This window comes from Massilia sp. NP310, assembly GCF_019443485.1.
GTDB lineage: Bacteria > Pseudomonadota > Gammaproteobacteria > Burkholderiales > Burkholderiaceae_D > Telluria > Telluria timonae.
The window spans coordinates 2,212,403-2,226,367 of record NZ_CP080379.1 but is presented as its reverse complement, the minus strand read 5'-3'; the positions used below and the strand labels follow the sequence as shown (position 1 = coordinate 2,226,367).

The 13,965-nt window shown below is 63.6% G+C and carries 12 protein-coding genes and 1 riboswitch; of the genes, 5 read left to right on the top strand and 7 right to left on the bottom strand.

Features of this window, described 5'->3' with window-relative positions; all coding sequences use genetic code 11:
* Nucleotides 1–52: 52 nt before the first annotated feature.
* Together KY496_RS09615 and KY496_RS09610 are read right to left on the bottom strand one after the other, a co-directional pair.
* Nucleotides 53–2,194, bottom strand: a complete 2,142-nt coding sequence (locus tag KY496_RS09615) for a TonB-dependent siderophore receptor (protein WP_005666535.1) — start codon at nucleotides 2,192–2,194, stop codon at nucleotides 53–55.
* An 81-nt stretch (nucleotides 2,195–2,275) separates the two neighbouring features.
* Nucleotides 2,276–2,373: riboswitch (TPP riboswitch) on the bottom strand.
* Between the two features lie 59 nt (nucleotides 2,374–2,432).
* Nucleotides 2,433–3,338 carry a DUF535 family protein gene (locus KY496_RS09610; RefSeq protein ID WP_219864598.1) on the bottom strand — a complete coding sequence of 302 codons (906 nt, stop codon included), beginning with the start codon at nucleotides 3,336–3,338 and terminating at the stop codon, nucleotides 2,433–2,435.
* A 906-nt stretch (nucleotides 3,339–4,244) separates the two neighbouring features.
* On the opposite strand from KY496_RS09610, the gene KY496_RS09605 reads away from it, so the two are divergent.
* Nucleotides 4,245–4,637, top strand: a complete 393-nt coding sequence (locus KY496_RS09605) for a type VI secretion system tube protein Hcp (protein WP_219864597.1) — start codon at nucleotides 4,245–4,247, stop codon at nucleotides 4,635–4,637.
* A 34-nt stretch (nucleotides 4,638–4,671) separates the two neighbouring features.
* Here KY496_RS09605 and KY496_RS09600 read toward each other — a convergent pair.
* A protein-coding gene (locus tag KY496_RS09600) for an IS3 family transposase (protein ID WP_373889476.1) occupies nucleotides 4,672–5,930 on the bottom strand; the annotation gives its coding sequence in 2 pieces (ribosomal slippage) (nucleotides 4,672–5,600 and nucleotides 5,600–5,930; 1,260 coding nt in all).
* A 72-nt stretch (nucleotides 5,931–6,002) separates the two neighbouring features.
* Here KY496_RS09600 and KY496_RS09595 point away from each other — a divergent pair.
* Both KY496_RS09595 and KY496_RS09590 read left to right on the top strand, forming a co-directional pair.
* Nucleotides 6,003–6,431 (top strand): hypothetical protein, encoded by a 429-nt coding sequence (locus tag KY496_RS09595; RefSeq protein ID WP_219864596.1) that lies wholly within the window; start codon nucleotides 6,003–6,005, stop codon nucleotides 6,429–6,431.
* 571 nt (nucleotides 6,432–7,002) lie between these two features.
* Nucleotides 7,003–7,185, top strand: coding sequence for a hypothetical protein (locus KY496_RS09590; RefSeq protein WP_005666539.1), 183 nt, complete (start codon nucleotides 7,003–7,005; stop codon nucleotides 7,183–7,185).
* A gap of 30 nt (nucleotides 7,186–7,215) precedes the next feature.
* Here the strand turns inward: KY496_RS09590 and KY496_RS09585 are convergent, their stop codons facing one another.
* On the bottom strand, nucleotides 7,216–7,488 hold the full coding sequence (locus tag KY496_RS09585) for a hypothetical protein (protein ID WP_157225554.1): 273 nt from the start codon (nucleotides 7,486–7,488) through the stop codon (nucleotides 7,216–7,218).
* 177 nt (nucleotides 7,489–7,665) lie between these two features.
* On the opposite strand from KY496_RS09585, the gene KY496_RS09580 reads away from it, so the two are divergent.
* Nucleotides 7,666–8,379: a glutathione S-transferase gene (locus tag KY496_RS09580; protein WP_219864595.1), complete on the top strand. Its 714-nt coding sequence runs from the start codon at nucleotides 7,666–7,668 to the stop codon at nucleotides 8,377–8,379.
* A 160-nt stretch (nucleotides 8,380–8,539) separates the two neighbouring features.
* Here KY496_RS09580 and dkgB read toward each other — a convergent pair whose 3' ends face one another.
* Both dkgB and KY496_RS09570 read right to left on the bottom strand, forming a co-directional pair.
* Entirely contained in the window at nucleotides 8,540–9,340 is an 801-nt protein-coding gene (gene dkgB, locus KY496_RS09575; protein ID WP_219864594.1) for a 2,5-didehydrogluconate reductase DkgB, read from the bottom strand.
* A gap of 20 nt (nucleotides 9,341–9,360) precedes the next feature.
* Nucleotides 9,361–10,563 carry an MFS transporter gene (locus tag KY496_RS09570; protein WP_219864593.1) on the bottom strand — a complete coding sequence of 401 codons (1,203 nt, stop codon included), beginning with the start codon at nucleotides 10,561–10,563 and terminating at the stop codon, nucleotides 9,361–9,363.
* Nucleotides 10,564–10,672: 109 nt separating this feature from the next.
* On the opposite strand from KY496_RS09570, the gene KY496_RS09565 reads away from it, so the two are divergent.
* The gene (locus tag KY496_RS09565; RefSeq protein ID WP_219864592.1) at nucleotides 10,673–11,569 is read left to right on the top strand and encodes a LysR family transcriptional regulator; all 897 of its coding nucleotides are present in this window, start codon (nucleotides 10,673–10,675) and stop codon (nucleotides 11,567–11,569) included.
* On the opposite strand, the gene KY496_RS27365 is transcribed toward KY496_RS09565, so the two are convergent.
* Nucleotides 11,566–13,878, bottom strand: coding sequence for a bifunctional diguanylate cyclase/phosphodiesterase (locus tag KY496_RS27365; RefSeq protein WP_219864591.1), 2,313 nt, complete (start codon nucleotides 13,876–13,878; stop codon nucleotides 11,566–11,568). The genes KY496_RS09565 and KY496_RS27365 overlap by 4 nt on opposite strands.
* Between the last annotated feature and the right edge of the window lie 87 nt (nucleotides 13,879–13,965).

The following is a 13,965-nucleotide window of genomic DNA, read 5'->3' as shown; positions in this document are numbered from 1 at the left end:
TTAGTCGTACGTTGCCTCATGACTAATTTAGTTATGAGGCAAGCTCACCAGATCAGAAATCGATCTGCGCCGACAGCCTGAACGTCCTTGGCGCCCCCGGCAGCAGGTAGCCGCCCAGCGACTGCGTCACATCACGCCAATAAAACTTGTCGAAGGCATTGTCGACCCGCGCGCGGATAATCGTGTTCAGTCCACCCGCGCGCAGCAGGTAGGACGCCCCGAAGCCCGCCACGTGATAAGCCGACACCTTCACCCGATTGGCCGGATCGAACACCTTGTTGCCCGAATACTGCCACTGCGCGTCGAGCTTCAGCCCCGCCACCTGCGGCACCGCGTACTCGATCCAGGCGGTGGTGCGCAGCTCCGGCACATTGGTCACGCGCTTGCCTTCGGTCGACGCGTCGCCCGTGTCCTTCTGGTCGGTGTCGAGCGCCATCAGCGACAGGCTGTAGTTCAGGTTTGGCGTGGCGCGGCCCATCGCCGACAGCTCGACGCCGCGGTGGGTCTGCTCGCCGGCGCGCACGAAGGTGTTGGCGGCGTTCGTGTATTCCAGCCCCTGGCGGATCTCGAACAGCGCGCCCGACAGCGCCAGCTGCTCGTTGACGTTGCGCTTGACGCCGAACTCCAGCTGCTTCGAGCGGCTCGGCGGCAGGGCGGTGTTCTGGTTGCTGGTTTCCATCGGCGCGATGCCGCCGTACTGCAAGCCGTGGCTGATCGAGCCATACACGCGCCAGTCGCGCGCCGGCGCGTACACCAGCGCCACGTTCGGCAGCGCGAACGAATCCTTCGTGTGCACCCAGCCGCCTTCGATTTCTTCCAGCGCGTCGAGCTTGAGCTTCACGTAGCGCACGCCGGCGTGCAAGGTCAATTGCGGCGACAAGGTCAGCACGTCCTGCACGAACAGCGAGCGCTCTTCTGTGGCGCGGCGCTCCATCACGGGGCCGGTCACGCGGTCGCCCGATACCGGCGGCACGACGCTCGGGTTCCAGATATTGCTGGAGCCGACGTAGTCGTAGACGTATTCGCCGAAGCTGTCATGGCGTTCGGCATACGAGCCGCCGATGGTGAGGGAGTGGCGCACCGCGCCGGTGGCGAAGCGGCCCTGCAGCATCGCCTGCAGGCCCCACGGCGTCTTGCGCTCGCCGGTGCTCTGGAAGTCGTACACGTCGTAGTCGCCGTTCGAGCAGTAGCCCGGATAGTAGCCGTCGCCCTCGTTGCTGCAGCCGTAGGGGAAGGCGGTGAAGTCGTCGCGCTTGAACCAATGCTTGTTGGCGCTCACGGTGGCGTTCCACGCGTCGCTGAGGCGGTACTCGAAGCGCAGGCCGAGATTGCTGCTGTCGGTGTCGACCGGCCTGGTCCACGGCTGGTCGTTGAGCAGGGTCTTGGGCGAGACGCCGGTCGGCAGGACTTCGTCGCGGATCAGCTGGTAGCCCGGCGCCGTGACCTGCGACTTGTGCTGGTGGTCGAGGTCGATCTGGAACAGCGCGTCCGGCGTGATCTGCCAGTCGAAGGCGGCCGACACGAACTGGCGCTCGCCGTCGGCGCCGCGTACGTAGGATTTCAGGTCTTCGGCTGCGGCGTTGATGCGATAGCCGAAGCGGCGGTCCGCGAAGCGGCCGCCCAGGTCGACCGCGCCGTACACGGTGCCGCGCTCGCGCACCTCTACCGTGGCCTGGCGCAGCGGGGCGCTGGTCGGGCGCTTGGTGACGAAGTTGATCATCCCGCCCGGCGCCGCGACGCCGGCCTGCAGGCCGGCCAGGCCGCGCAAGACTTCGATGCGTTCCTTGTTCTCGAGCGGGATTTGCGTGTCGCCCGAGATCGCGATCATGTCCTTGCGGTAGCTGGTGGCGTTGTCGAGCGCGAAGCCGCGGATCGAGAACTGCTCGGCGTAGCCGATCGCATTGTAGGCGTCGCCGATCGAGGCGTCGTAGCGCGCGGCGTCGGTGGCGCTGCGGATCGACAGGTCCTGCATCTGGCCCTGGCTGATCGAAGAGATCGAAGCCGGGGAATCGAGCAGCTGCACGTCGGAGAAGCCGCCGACGCTGGCGCGATCGAGCGCGATCCACTTGCTGCCGGTGACGACGACCGACGATATGGCCGACTGCGCAGCGTCCTGCGCGGCGGCTTGGGACGACAGGGAGAACGCCTGCACGATGGCGCAGGCGAGGATGGTGTGCTTCGAGGTGAATGTCATGGTTTGCTCTTTTTCGCGCGCAGCGTGGCGCGCCGCTTTTATCAAAGCCGGAGCCAACGTGGGGGAAGGGCAAACGAATGGGGATGCTGCTTTGCGCTTTCCTTCGCTGGCATTATCCAGATCAGGTACGAAGGGTATCTCTCACCCGGAACAGCGTTCCAGGACCCCTAGCGAATCGCGAGTGTATCACGGCCCGCGCGGCCGTGGTGAATCTGTCAACCTGTTCGAGCGGCGCCGCTCAGGCTTTCGCGGTCGACGGCGCCTCGGCCGCCGCAGGCTCGCTGACGGCCGGCGTCGCCATATGGCGCAGCAGCACGGCGCGCGCCGCGTCGCCGATGGCGCGCCAGTGCTCGCGCCGCTGCGCCGCGCGCTTGCGGTGCTTCGATGGCATGTCTTGCAATGGCTTGAGGTAGAACGGCAGCGGAACCACGAAGCTGCGCGCGTCCAGATCAACGCCGCCCAGGATGCGCCAGAAGCCGTCGTAGGCGTTCTCGAAAGCCTTGTCTTGCGCCGCCTCGTAGGCCACGTGGGCGCTGCTGCGCACCGCGACCACCCGGTCGAAGCCGAGCGCCTGCGCCGCGCCCTGCAGGGCGGCAAAGCAGAAGAAGCTCGGCGAATTGTTGGGGAACACGCGCTCGAAGGCCTCGAAGGCGCCGCCGGCATCGCGCCACAGGCCGGCGTTGCGGGTGACGAAGGGAACGATCGGCAGGTCGACGCCCACCACCGCGCCCTCGACCCAGGTCCAGGACAGGCGGTGCAGCACCGTGCCGTCGACGATCAGGGACAGCGTCAGCTCGCCTTGCGGGTCGATGCGCGGCGCATGCTCGAGCCGCATGATGAAGTTGCCTTCGTCACCCTCTTGCTCGCCCCGGTGCTGCCACAGGACCAGGCCGCCGTGGTGCGCGGCGTGCCGGTAGGCGCTGTTGAAGGTGGCCTCTTCGAAGCGGTAGTGGGCCAGCACGCAGCGCATGCGCTCGCGCACTTTCATGCCGCGGGCCAGGTAGTCGCGGCCGCTCACCTGGCGGAACAGGTCGTCGGCGGGCGCGTTCTCGAGGCGGTGCACCAGCTTGAGGCGGGACAGGGACTGGTGCTCGCGCCAGTAGCGCAGCGCATGCCAGCGTTGGGTGAGACGAGCGAAGATCATCGAGCGCTCCATTCGGCGTAAAGGGACGTTGCCTTGCCGGGCTGCGCGCGATGGTTGGCCACGCCCGGCAAGAGCAAGAAATAATTCCGTTTTGCAATTATCTGCCGAATTGCTAACTCGTGCCCGGACGAAGTGCAAACAGTGCTTGGGAACCAAGGCTGGCGTGATCTGTCATGGGACTCTCTCTGGACGTGTTGACTTATGGTTGTTTTTAGGCATGCACGACAAGACTACCATGTTTGCCGCGCGTTACGCTTCTTCATTCATCATCGATAATGCGCCGAAACCAATCAGCAATGGAGGAAGCAGCTGGCGTGTGAGTGCCGTTCTACACAGCTACGCACGGCGTTGATGTTGATACGTTCACTCTGCACATTCACGCCGCAGTGGGAGAGCAAGAGCGACGCCTGGTCGGCCAGCGGACCAAGGATGCGTTAGCAGCCCTGCAAGTGAATGGCGGTGAATGGCATAAGTCAACCGTCTCTCGTCTCATGAAAGCCGCACAGGCGGCTTAGAGCAGTCCTACAGTAAACGAACGGGGTGGACCCTCACACCCCACCATCCCGCCAAAAAGCCCGTCAGCGGCCTTCTAAGCGCTTCCTATCGGATATTTAAATTTGATAACAGGAGCGTTCATCTACGTCATTACTGGCATTCACTCGGGCAGTCGCTCGCGCTACTTTTCAGAATCGGCCTTCTGAATACTTTTTCAGATTCGGGCTGGAGAAAGTCCGACAGGGTCAAGTTGCCAAAAAATTTTTAGATAATTTCAAGATTCCAGAAATGGGCTTGCCAATACATCAACTTCTATTGATCCCGTTCTACTGCCGTGCTGACCAGTAACAAGCTCTGCCGGGCGCATCCGATCAGAATCGTTACGACTTGCTCAACGACACGGAGAACAGCATGGCGAACGACGCATACCTCAAGATCGAAAGCATTAATGGCGAGTCGGAAGACGAACGGCACCGCAACTGGATCGAAGTAAATAACGTCGTCTATGCAGTCCACCAGCCAAGAGCCGATGTCGTTTCGACCGCAGGCGGGCATAGCACCGGGCGAGCCGACCTTTACCCGATCAGCTTCAGCAAGCTTGCTGACTTAGCCTCGCCCGTTCTCCTGCAAACTTGTGCAACTGGCAAGACTATCCCGAAAGCCTGCTTTGAGTTCATGAGGGCAGACGGCGACGGCAAGCCCATCCCTTACTTTAAGATCGAACTGGAAAGCGTAATGATCGCCAGCATCAAGCCAGATAGTGGCGAAGGCGGGATCATTACTGAGAGGGTCCAGCTTGCGTGATCTTGCCCCGCTATTCCCGGACACAGCCTGATGTTCAGTTAGCGTCAGTTTCCAGAGCCTGACGGCGTCGCTCTTTCCTAAACATGCGTGGCGATTTATAGCCAAGTGCCGAGTGCGGATGCACCTCGTTGAAGTGCCTGAAGGCATCGGGCAACTGGGCAAGCACGGCAGCGCCGCTAATGCGGTCCATGCAACCGACGTAATCGCGTTTAAACGTGTTCACGAAACTCTCTGCCATGCCATTCGACTGCGGGCTGTTCACTGGTGTATGCACCGGCTTGATGCCCAGCTCATGGGCCAAGGCGTGCGTTTCAGTTGCCCGGAAAGCGCCGCCATTGTCACTCAAGAATTCAACAGTGATTGTCCGCACATCGGTGCTACCAAAACGCGTTTCCACGGCCTCGATCATCATGTCGCGCACCGGTTCGCCAGGCAGGCCGCGGCCAATCCAGGCACGCCACGCGATGATCTCGCGGTCGCAGCAGTCCTTCATGAAAACGCCAGTCACGACTTCGCCGTTGTCGCAGGCAATCTCGAAGCCATCAGAGCACCAACGCTGGTTCGATTCCTTAACCAAAACTTTGCCATCGTGAGCACGGCCGCTGTCACTACGCCTAGGCGATTTCGGCAGCAGCAAACCCTGCTGCTTCATCACGCGGTACATGCGCTTGTGATTTACGGGCGGCAGACCTATCAAGCTGCGCGTACGATTCACCAAGGCGCCGGCACGGCGATAGCCGTAGGTCGGCAGCGCGGTGATCTCGGCGCGTACAGCGTCGGCAATCATCGCGTCAGCGACAGGATCAAGCTTGACGATGGTGCGCTTGTCGACCCAGTTTGCAGGTCGGGCAAGAAGGTCAATCACGTGCGAGCGCGCTACACCGAGGACAACGCAGACAGGCTTTACTGCCCGTCCTTGTCCGATAAGGGTGAGCGCGCAATCCACTTTTTTTCGCGAGCCAGCTCGACCGCTTCGCGCAGGATCTCCGCCTCCATCGTCTTCTTGCCCAGCATGCGCTGCAGTTGTGCGATCTGGGCGCGTGCCGCTGCCAGCTCACTGGCCGGCACGACCGATTCACCAGAATGCACCGCGACCAAGGCGCCTTCTCGCTCGAGCTTGCGCCAGTTGAACAGCTGGCTGGCACTGATGCCGTGCTTGCGGGCCACCAGCGATACGCTCATGCTTGGCTCGTACGTTTCCTTGACCAGCGCAGCCTTTTCCTGCACTGACCAGCGCCGGCGTCGCTCTTCGGACACCGTCACGACTTCGATGGTTTGCTTGTTACTAGTCATACTCACAGTCTTATTCCTATCCGTAAGGATACAACATCGACTGTGTCTGGTGAATCAAGGGGCTATCTCACTATGTCCACCCCCTACCAGGGCGCATCAATGTTTATCAGCCCGCTTGAACTATCTGACTGGCGGCACGTATGTGCTGTCATCGTTTCGGGTCATAAGCTCAACAAATGCGGCCATACTCTTCTCCATGTTGGTGAAAGTTGGAGTTGGTATGTCCATATCGCTGGCCCATACAATTTGCCCAAGTTCATCCCTGAAAGTAATTACATGCGGTACTTAAAGGAGAACAACAAGCGTGAGATTCGCCGCTGGGATATCAAACTGCCCAACCCTAAGGGTGCGCGTGACAAGCTGCATGAACTCATCGATAAGCCTTGGTTCTGGGGCGGGATAGTGAACAACTGCACTTCCTTTGTGGAAGACGTGGTGCGGGCAGGCGGTAGCAACGCCTATCAGATGTTCAACTGTCCTATTGCGGAGCCATTCGCATGAGAACCGCATTCATTTCACTCCTAAGCGCCTTGTTGATAGCTGTACTTGTCTGGGCTTCGATCATCATTTTTGCTCCGAGGATGAATCTCGACACAGCTTATAGCCTGATCGTTGGCTCGTTTCTCGGCTCGGTAGTCCTCACTGCACTGCTATTGACGCTAAGGGATCGCCACCGCTGATATGACCTCGGTAGAGAGCTTTAACAGTGTCCCGTGCAGCGTGCGCAGGCCGCTAGAGCTACCATGGCCCGCTTACAGACACGAGAGAAATTTATCATGGTGCAACCGTCAATCTATATTACCGGCTCATAAGCAATCGTCTTGTTGAGCTTCCTCGCGTATTTTTTGACACCTGCCAACATTGTTCTTGTTCGGGCAAGAATCACCGTTGAATCCTTATAGTGGAGGCATCAATGGGGAATCCGAAGACGAGCGGCACCGCAACTGGATCGAATGCAATAACGTCCTGTACGCGTGGCGCATAACTGCACGTCCTTTGCGGAAGAAGTTGTACGGGCAGGCGGCAGTAAAGCCGGACAGTATTTCAATTGCCCTATTGCGGAGCCATTCGCATGAGAACCATGCTAATTTCATTTGGCGTCGCACTCTTAGCGGTGGCAATTGTCTATATCTCAATACTCTTCCTTGACCCCGGAATGAACGTTGAAAAGGCATTTGGCATCATCTTCTACGCGTTTTTCGGCTCGGGCATTCTCACCGCATTGGTGTTGATGTTTCGGGGCCGTCACCGCTGATATTGGTAACTGCCCTTCAAGTACGAGCAATCAACCGCGAGGTGGGGCAAGGTAGATAAGCTTACCCTTTGTCAGACCATTAGCCTTCGCCCCTTCATCGCTCGACCACAGGGCCGCCGTCAACGTCGCGGCAATGCCATTCAGATCGGCCTCTTCCACTCTATGTTCAAGCTGCTTGCGAACCAGCAGGAACTGTTCGGCGATGCGTTCGGCGTTTGCTGCTTGGGATTCTTTGAGATCAACCGAGAGACCTCCTGATGAGTTATGGAGCGTCGATTGTACGAGGCTCGACAGTCTCTTCAAAGAACCAAATTTGCATTCCGAGCAACTATTTCTCTTGGTGGTTCCGTGTCGTGACGCTAGCAGTCCGATCAATTGCCGCTACTTACGACGCCCTCAGCAGTATCAACCATGCCGTGCATCGTGTACGGTCTACTGCGGATACCATGGGCCGACCTGAAGACATCGGAGAAATTTATCATGGTGGAACCGTACAAGCTATTCTATTGGCCGAGCATCCAGGGCCGCGGCGAATTCGTCCGCCTGGCGCTGGAAGAAGCGGGCGCCGACTACGTCGACGTGGCGCGCCGCGAGGGCGGGGTCGACCTGTTGATGGCGGCGCTCGACGTCGAGGAATATCCGGCCTTCGCGCCGCCCTTCCTGAAGGCCGGCGAGCTGGTCATCGGCCAGGTGGCCAACATCCTGCTCTACCTGGGCGAGCAGCACGGCCTGGCGCCGCGCACCGACCCGGGCCGCCTGTGGGTGCACCAGCTGCAGCTGACCATCGCCGACCTGGTGACCGAGGCGCACGACACCCATCACCCGATCGCGTCCGCGCTGTACTACGAAGACCAGAAGCCCGAGGCGCTGCGCCGCTCGGCCGATTTCGTCGAGTCGCGCATCCCCAAGTTCATGGCCTATTTCGCGCGCCTGTTGTCCAACCCCGAGCCGCGCGACTACCTCACGGGCGACAAGGTGACCTACGCCGACCTGTCGCTGTTCCAGGTGATCGAAGGCCTGCGCTATGCCTTTCCGAACGCGATGAAGAAGATCGAGCAGGAGCATCCGGTGCTGACAAGCCTGCGCGACCGGGTGGCCGCGCGGCCCAACATCGCCGCCTACCTGGCGTCCGAACGGCGCATCCCGTTCAACGAGGAAGGTATCTTCCGCCGCTATCCGGAGCTGGATCAGTAAAGAGCCTACCCCGGTAGGTGTGAGTCGCTCCTGGCGCGCCTGGCAGACGTGGGCTGCGTTGCTCGTCGTTGCATGGCTTGCCATGCGGCCTCCTCGCGCCTTGCCCACGCCAGCCATGCATCGCCACGAGCTTCCCCACACCTACCGGGATAGGCTCTGATCAATCCCAGGCCGGGGCGAAATCCGGGCTGACCAGGCGAGCGCCATCGTCGAGCGCATCGATGGCGGCGCTGTCCTCCCGGCCCAGCACGAGTTCAGTCGCCCGCAGGTTGCTCGCAAGGTTCTCGCGCCTGGTCGACGACGGGATCACGGCGTAGCCCTTGGCCAGCAGCCAGGCCAGCGTCACCTGGGCCGGCGTGGCCCCGTGGCGGCGCGCGATCTCCTTGACCACCGGGTCGCTCATCACCTTGCCATAGGCCAGCGGCATGTAGGCGGTGACGTGGATGCCGGCCGCGCGCGCGAAGTCGGCCACGCCGCGGTTCTGCAGATAGGGGTGCAGCTCGACCTGGTTGGTGGCGATATTCTCCGCGCCGACGGCGGCTATCGCCTCGCGCATCAGCGCCACCGGGAAGTTCGAGATGCCGATCGCGCCCGTGAGGCCGGCGTCGCGCGCCGCCAGCAGGGCCTGCATCGACTCGGCCACCGGGACGGCGGCGCCGGGCGAGGGCCAGTGGACCAGGGTCAGGTCGACCTGCTCGACGCCCAGCTTGCGCAGGCTGTCCTTCAGGCTGGCGGCCAGCTTGTCGGCCGCCAGGTGCTCGGTCCAGATCTTGGTGGTGAGATAAACCTCGCGGCGCGCCACGCCGGATTCGCGCAGCGCCTGGCCGACCTCCGTTTCATTGCCATAGATCTGGGCGGTGTCGATGTGGCGGTAGCCCAGTTCCAGGCCGGTTGCGACCGAGTCGATCGCGGCTTGCCCTTGCAGGCGGAAGGTCCCGAGACCCAGTTGTGGCATCTTCATGATGTGTCCTTTGAAATGAGTTAATGGGTGGCGGCGGCGCTGCGCACGGCCTTGGCCGGCGCGCCTTCGCGCCGGTCGAGCCAGCCGGCCAGGGTCGTGAGCAGCAGGGCGCCGACGACGACCAGGGCGCCGATCCAGGGCGTGGCCATCAGGCCGAGGTGGGCGACGATCAGGCCGCCGCCCCAGGCGCCCAGCGCGATGCCGACGTTGAAGGCGGCGATGTTGAGGCCCGAGGCGACGTCCACCGCCTGCGGCGCGTCGCGCTCGGCGCGCTGCACAACATAGACTTGCAGGCCGGGCACGTTGCCGAAGGCGACCGCGCCCCAGGCCAGCACCGTGATCAACACGAGCGGTTTGCTCGGCGCGGTGAAGGTCAGTGCCAGCAGCACCACGGCCAGCAGGGCGAACACGATCTGCAGCGCGGGCACCGGGCCATGGCGGTCGGCCAGCTTGCCGCCCCAGATATTCCCGGCCGCGACCGAGACGCCATACACCAGCATCACCAGGCTGACGGTCGACGCCGCGAAGCCCGAGACTTCCTGCAGCACCGGCGCCAGGTAAGTAAAGGCGATGAAGCTGCCGCCGTAGCCGAGCGTGGTCATGGCGTACACCAGCAGCAGGCGCGGTTTCTTGAGCACCGCGAGCTGGGTCAGCAGGCTCGATGGTTTGCTGCCCGCGATAGTCGACGGCACCAGGATGGCGCTGCCGATGACGGCGATCACGCCCAGCAGCGACACGGCGAGGAAGGTGGCCTGCCAGCCGAAGTGCTGGCCGATGAAGGTCCCGAGCGGCACGCCGGTGACCAGCGCCACGGTAAGACCCGTGAACATCAGCGCGATGGCGCTGGCGGCCTTCTCCTTCGGCACCAGGCTGGTGGCGATGGTCGAACCGATCGAGAAGAACACGCCGTGCGCCAGGCCGGTGAGCACGCGCGCGGCCATCAGCGCTTCGTAGTTCGGCGCCATCCAGGCCACCAGGTTACCGAGCGTGAACAGGACCATGAGGCCGAGCAGCAGGTGCTTGCGCGGCAGCTTGCCGGTGAGGGCGGTGAGCACCGGCGCGCCGATGGCGACGCCCAGCGCGTACAGGCTGACCAAGAGGCCGGCCGAGGGCACCGAGACGCCCAGGCTGGCGGCGATGGTGGGGATCAGGCCGACGATCACGAATTCGGTCGTCCCGATGGCGAAGGCGCTCAAGGTGAGCGCCCAGAGTGCGAGTGGCATGTGATTCTCCTTGTTGTTGACGTGGCTGGAGCCAGGCATGCAGTGTGCCGTGCCAGGGTGCAAGGAAAAATAGGCCGCTGTACAATGGACTTTTGACTCCGAGTCAATAATGATCGATGTAGACGCCTTGATTGTATTTGCCGCCGTCATAGATTCCGGCTCGTTCTCGGCCGCCGCCGAACGCCTGGGGCAGACGCCATCGGGAGTCTCGCGCACCATCTCGCGGCTCGAGGATGGCCTTGGCATGACGCTGATGCACCGCACGACGCGGCGCCTGCAACTGACCGAAGAAGGCGCCTGGCTGCTCGAGCGCGCCCGCGCCATCCTGCAGGACCTGGCCAATACCGAGGCCGAGGCGCAGGCGCGCCGGTCGCAGCCTTCGGGCCTGGTGCGGGTCAATGCCTCGACCCCGGCCCTGGACCACCTGCTGGCGCCCCTGCTGCCCGATTTCCTGGAGGCGTATCCGCTGGTCCAGCTGGAGCTGACCAGCGGCGAAACCTATGTCGACCTGATCGAGGAGCGGGCCGACCTGGCGATCCGCATCGGCGCGCTGCCCGATTCGACGCTCAATGCGCGGCGCCTGGGCAGCGGCAGGCTGCGGGTGGTGGCGGCGCCAGCCTATATCGACAAGTACGGCGTGCCGCGCGAGCCGGCCGAGCTGGCGCTGCATCGCACCGTGGGCTTCACGGCGCCGGCCTCGCTCAACACCTGGCCGCTGCTGCATGCCGGCGGCGAGGGCTGGACCGTCACGCCGCAGGTGCTGGCCTCGAGCGGCGAGACGGTGCGCCACCTGGCCCTGCACGGGGCAGGCATCGCATCGGTGGGCGAATTCCTGGTGCGCTCGGACCTGGCGGCGGGGCGCCTGGCGCCGGTGCTGGAAGAGCACACCCTGCCGTGGACCCAGCCCGTATGGGCGGTGTTCTACAAGCAGGGCGCGCTGGCGCCGCGGGTGGCGGCGCTGGTGGACTTCCTCGCGCGCAGGCTGGGCGAGGTGCTCGACACCTAGGCCAGGGAGTCTGCGGCGCCCACCTCGGCGCTTGCGAGGCGTTCGATCAGGTCCTGCAGCGGCATCGGACGGCAGAACAGGTAGCCCTGCATGCACGGCTGCCCGTGTTCGGCCAGGAAGCGCGCCTGCGCCGAGGTCTCGATGCCTTCGGCCACGACCCGCAGGCCGAGCTGGCCCGCCATCGCCAGGATCGATTGCACGAGGGCCGTGCCGTTGCTGTCGTCGGGCATGTCGCGGATAAAGCCCTTGTCGATCTTGAGTTCGTACAGCGGCATCTTGCGCAGGTAGGCCAGGTTCGAGTAGCCGGTGCCGAAGTCGTCGATCGAGAATCGGATTCCCATGTGCGCCAGTTCCTGCATGCGGCTTACCGTGTCGTCGATGTCATTCACCAGCAGGCCTTCGGTCACTTCGAAGATCAGCTGCCGCGGCGGCACGTCCGTCTCCTGGACCACCGCGCGCACCATGGCGACGAAATCGGGCTGGCGGAACTGGCGCGGACTGACGTTGATCGACAGCGGCAGCGCATGGCCGGCGCGTTCCAGCTCGCGCCATGCCAGGCAGGCGTGGCGCAGGACCCAGGCGCCGAGCGGCACGATCAGGCCGGTTTCTTCGGCGACCGGGATGAAGACATCGGGCGGCACCAGCACGCCGTCCGCGCGGCGCCAGCGCAGCAGCACCTCGGCGCCGACCGGCGCGCCGGCGGGGTCGACCTGCAGCTGCAGGTGCAGCGCCAGTTCGTTGCGCGCCAGCGCATCGGCCAGGTCGCGCTCGAGCGTCAGCATGTTCTCGGCCGCCGCCAGCATCGTGGTCTCGAACAGCGCGACGCCGTTGCGACCCGCCGCCTTGGCGTGGTACATCGCGGTATCGGCTTCGCGCAGCAGGTCGTGCGTGGTCTGACCCTGGCGCAGCGGCAGTGCGACGCCGATGCTGCCCGATGAATGGTAGACCTGGTTGTCGATCATGGCCGGACGGCGCAGCGCCTTGCCGACCTTTTGCGCCAGATCCTGGGCGGCGGCGGTGGCGGACGCGCCGTCGCTGCCGAGATTCGCGGCCAGGATGACGAATTCATCGCCGCCGAGGCGGGCCACGGTGTCTCCTTCGCGCACCGCGTCGACCAGGTGGGCGGCGACGTGCTTGAGCAGGGCGTCGCCGGTGGCATGGCCGCGCGCATCGTTCACGCTCTTGAAATTATCGAGGTCGATGTACAGCACCGCGCCGAGGCCGCGGCCCGCGTGCGCCCCCTCCACCATCGCGTGCAGGCGCTCCATCAGCAGGCGCCGGTTCGGCAGGCCGGTGAGCACGTCGAAGAAGGCCAGCTGCTCGATCGCGTCGGCCGAGCGGCGGCGCTCGGTGATGTCGCGTCCCACCACCACCAGGTGCGTGATCGGCCCGCCTGCGCCGGCGAACGGCACCATGTCGATCTCGACCCAGTACGGTTCGCCCGACTTCGAATAGTTCACCAGCTCAGCGGACACCGGCTCGCGCCTGCCCATGGCCTCGACGATGCGCGCCACCACTGCCGGATCGGTGTCGGGCCCGTCCAGCATGCGCATGCTGCTCCCGACGATCTCGTCGGCGCGATAACCGCTGCGGCGCTCGAAAGCGCGGTTGGCGAAGATGATGGGCTGGATGGCGCCGGGACGGTCGTCCACCTTGACGATCAATACCATCTCGTTGAGGCCCGCCAGCGCGGCGGAGGTCAGCCGCAGCTCGCCGTTCATCGCGCGCAGCAGGCTCTGGCCTTCTTCGAGCGAGCCGGCGAAAGTGCGCACGTCCTTCAGCGAACCGGCCAGGCCCTTGAGCAGGGTGCCGCAGCTCAGGGTGATCAGGCCGCCGACGCAGGTGAAGTTCAGGGTCAGGATCAGCACGCTGGGCAGCGAATCGTGCGCATAGTGGCCGACCGGGATGTCGGTCTGTCCGGTCAGGCCGAGCACCATGAGCGTGGCGGCGCTGAGCGCGAGCGCGGCGATCGCCTGCCGCGTACCCAGCAGGACGGCGGCCAGCGCGGGCGCCGCCAGCAGGTAGAACAGGCCGATCGCACCGGCCGCCAGCATCGAACCGATGCCTACGCCGTACAGCATGGCCAGGAAGTTCAGGACGCGGGTCCGGTAGGCCAGACGATCCATGCGCCAGATCGCCAGGATCCACGCCAGTGCGGCGGTGTCCATCAGGGCTACCGCCGGGATGTCGCGGTAGACCGCCAGCGCCGCGCTGGGCACTGCCGCGATCAGGGCCAGCACCAGGACGACGGACATCAATGACGTGAAAACACGTGCGCGCCACTGCGCGACATCGTCGTGAGCCAGCATGATTACTTTCGCTTGAGAGGGGATGATTTCATTATGACAATGAGCATTGTCTTATGGAAACATCATACCAGCTCTGCCGCTACTGGG

Bases quoted from the DNA above. Each gene is read 5' to 3' on its own strand.
- KY496_RS09615 (WP_005666535.1), bottom strand. From the start codon at position 2,194: ATGACATTCACCTCGAAGCACACCATCCTCGCCTGCGCCATCGTGCAG.
- KY496_RS09610 (WP_219864598.1), bottom strand. From the start codon at position 3,338: ATGATCTTCGCTCGTCTCACCCAACGCTGGCATGCGCTGCGCTACTGG.
- KY496_RS09605 (WP_219864597.1), top strand. From the start codon at position 4,245: ATGGCGAACGACGCATACCTCAAGATCGAAAGCATTAATGGCGAGTCG.
- KY496_RS09595 (WP_219864596.1), top strand. From the start codon at position 6,003: ATGTCCACCCCCTACCAGGGCGCATCAATGTTTATCAGCCCGCTTGAA.
- KY496_RS09590 (WP_005666539.1), top strand. From the start codon at position 7,003: ATGAGAACCATGCTAATTTCATTTGGCGTCGCACTCTTAGCGGTGGCA.
- KY496_RS09580 (WP_219864595.1), top strand. From the start codon at position 7,666: ATGGTGGAACCGTACAAGCTATTCTATTGGCCGAGCATCCAGGGCCGC.
- dkgB (WP_219864594.1), bottom strand. From the start codon at position 9,340: ATGAAGATGCCACAACTGGGTCTCGGGACCTTCCGCCTGCAAGGGCAA.
- KY496_RS09570 (WP_219864593.1), bottom strand. From the start codon at position 10,563: ATGCCACTCGCACTCTGGGCGCTCACCTTGAGCGCCTTCGCCATCGGG.
- KY496_RS09565 (WP_219864592.1), top strand. From the start codon at position 10,673: ATGATCGATGTAGACGCCTTGATTGTATTTGCCGCCGTCATAGATTCC.
- KY496_RS27365 (WP_219864591.1), bottom strand. From the start codon at position 13,878: ATGCTGGCTCACGACGATGTCGCGCAGTGGCGCGCACGTGTTTTCACG.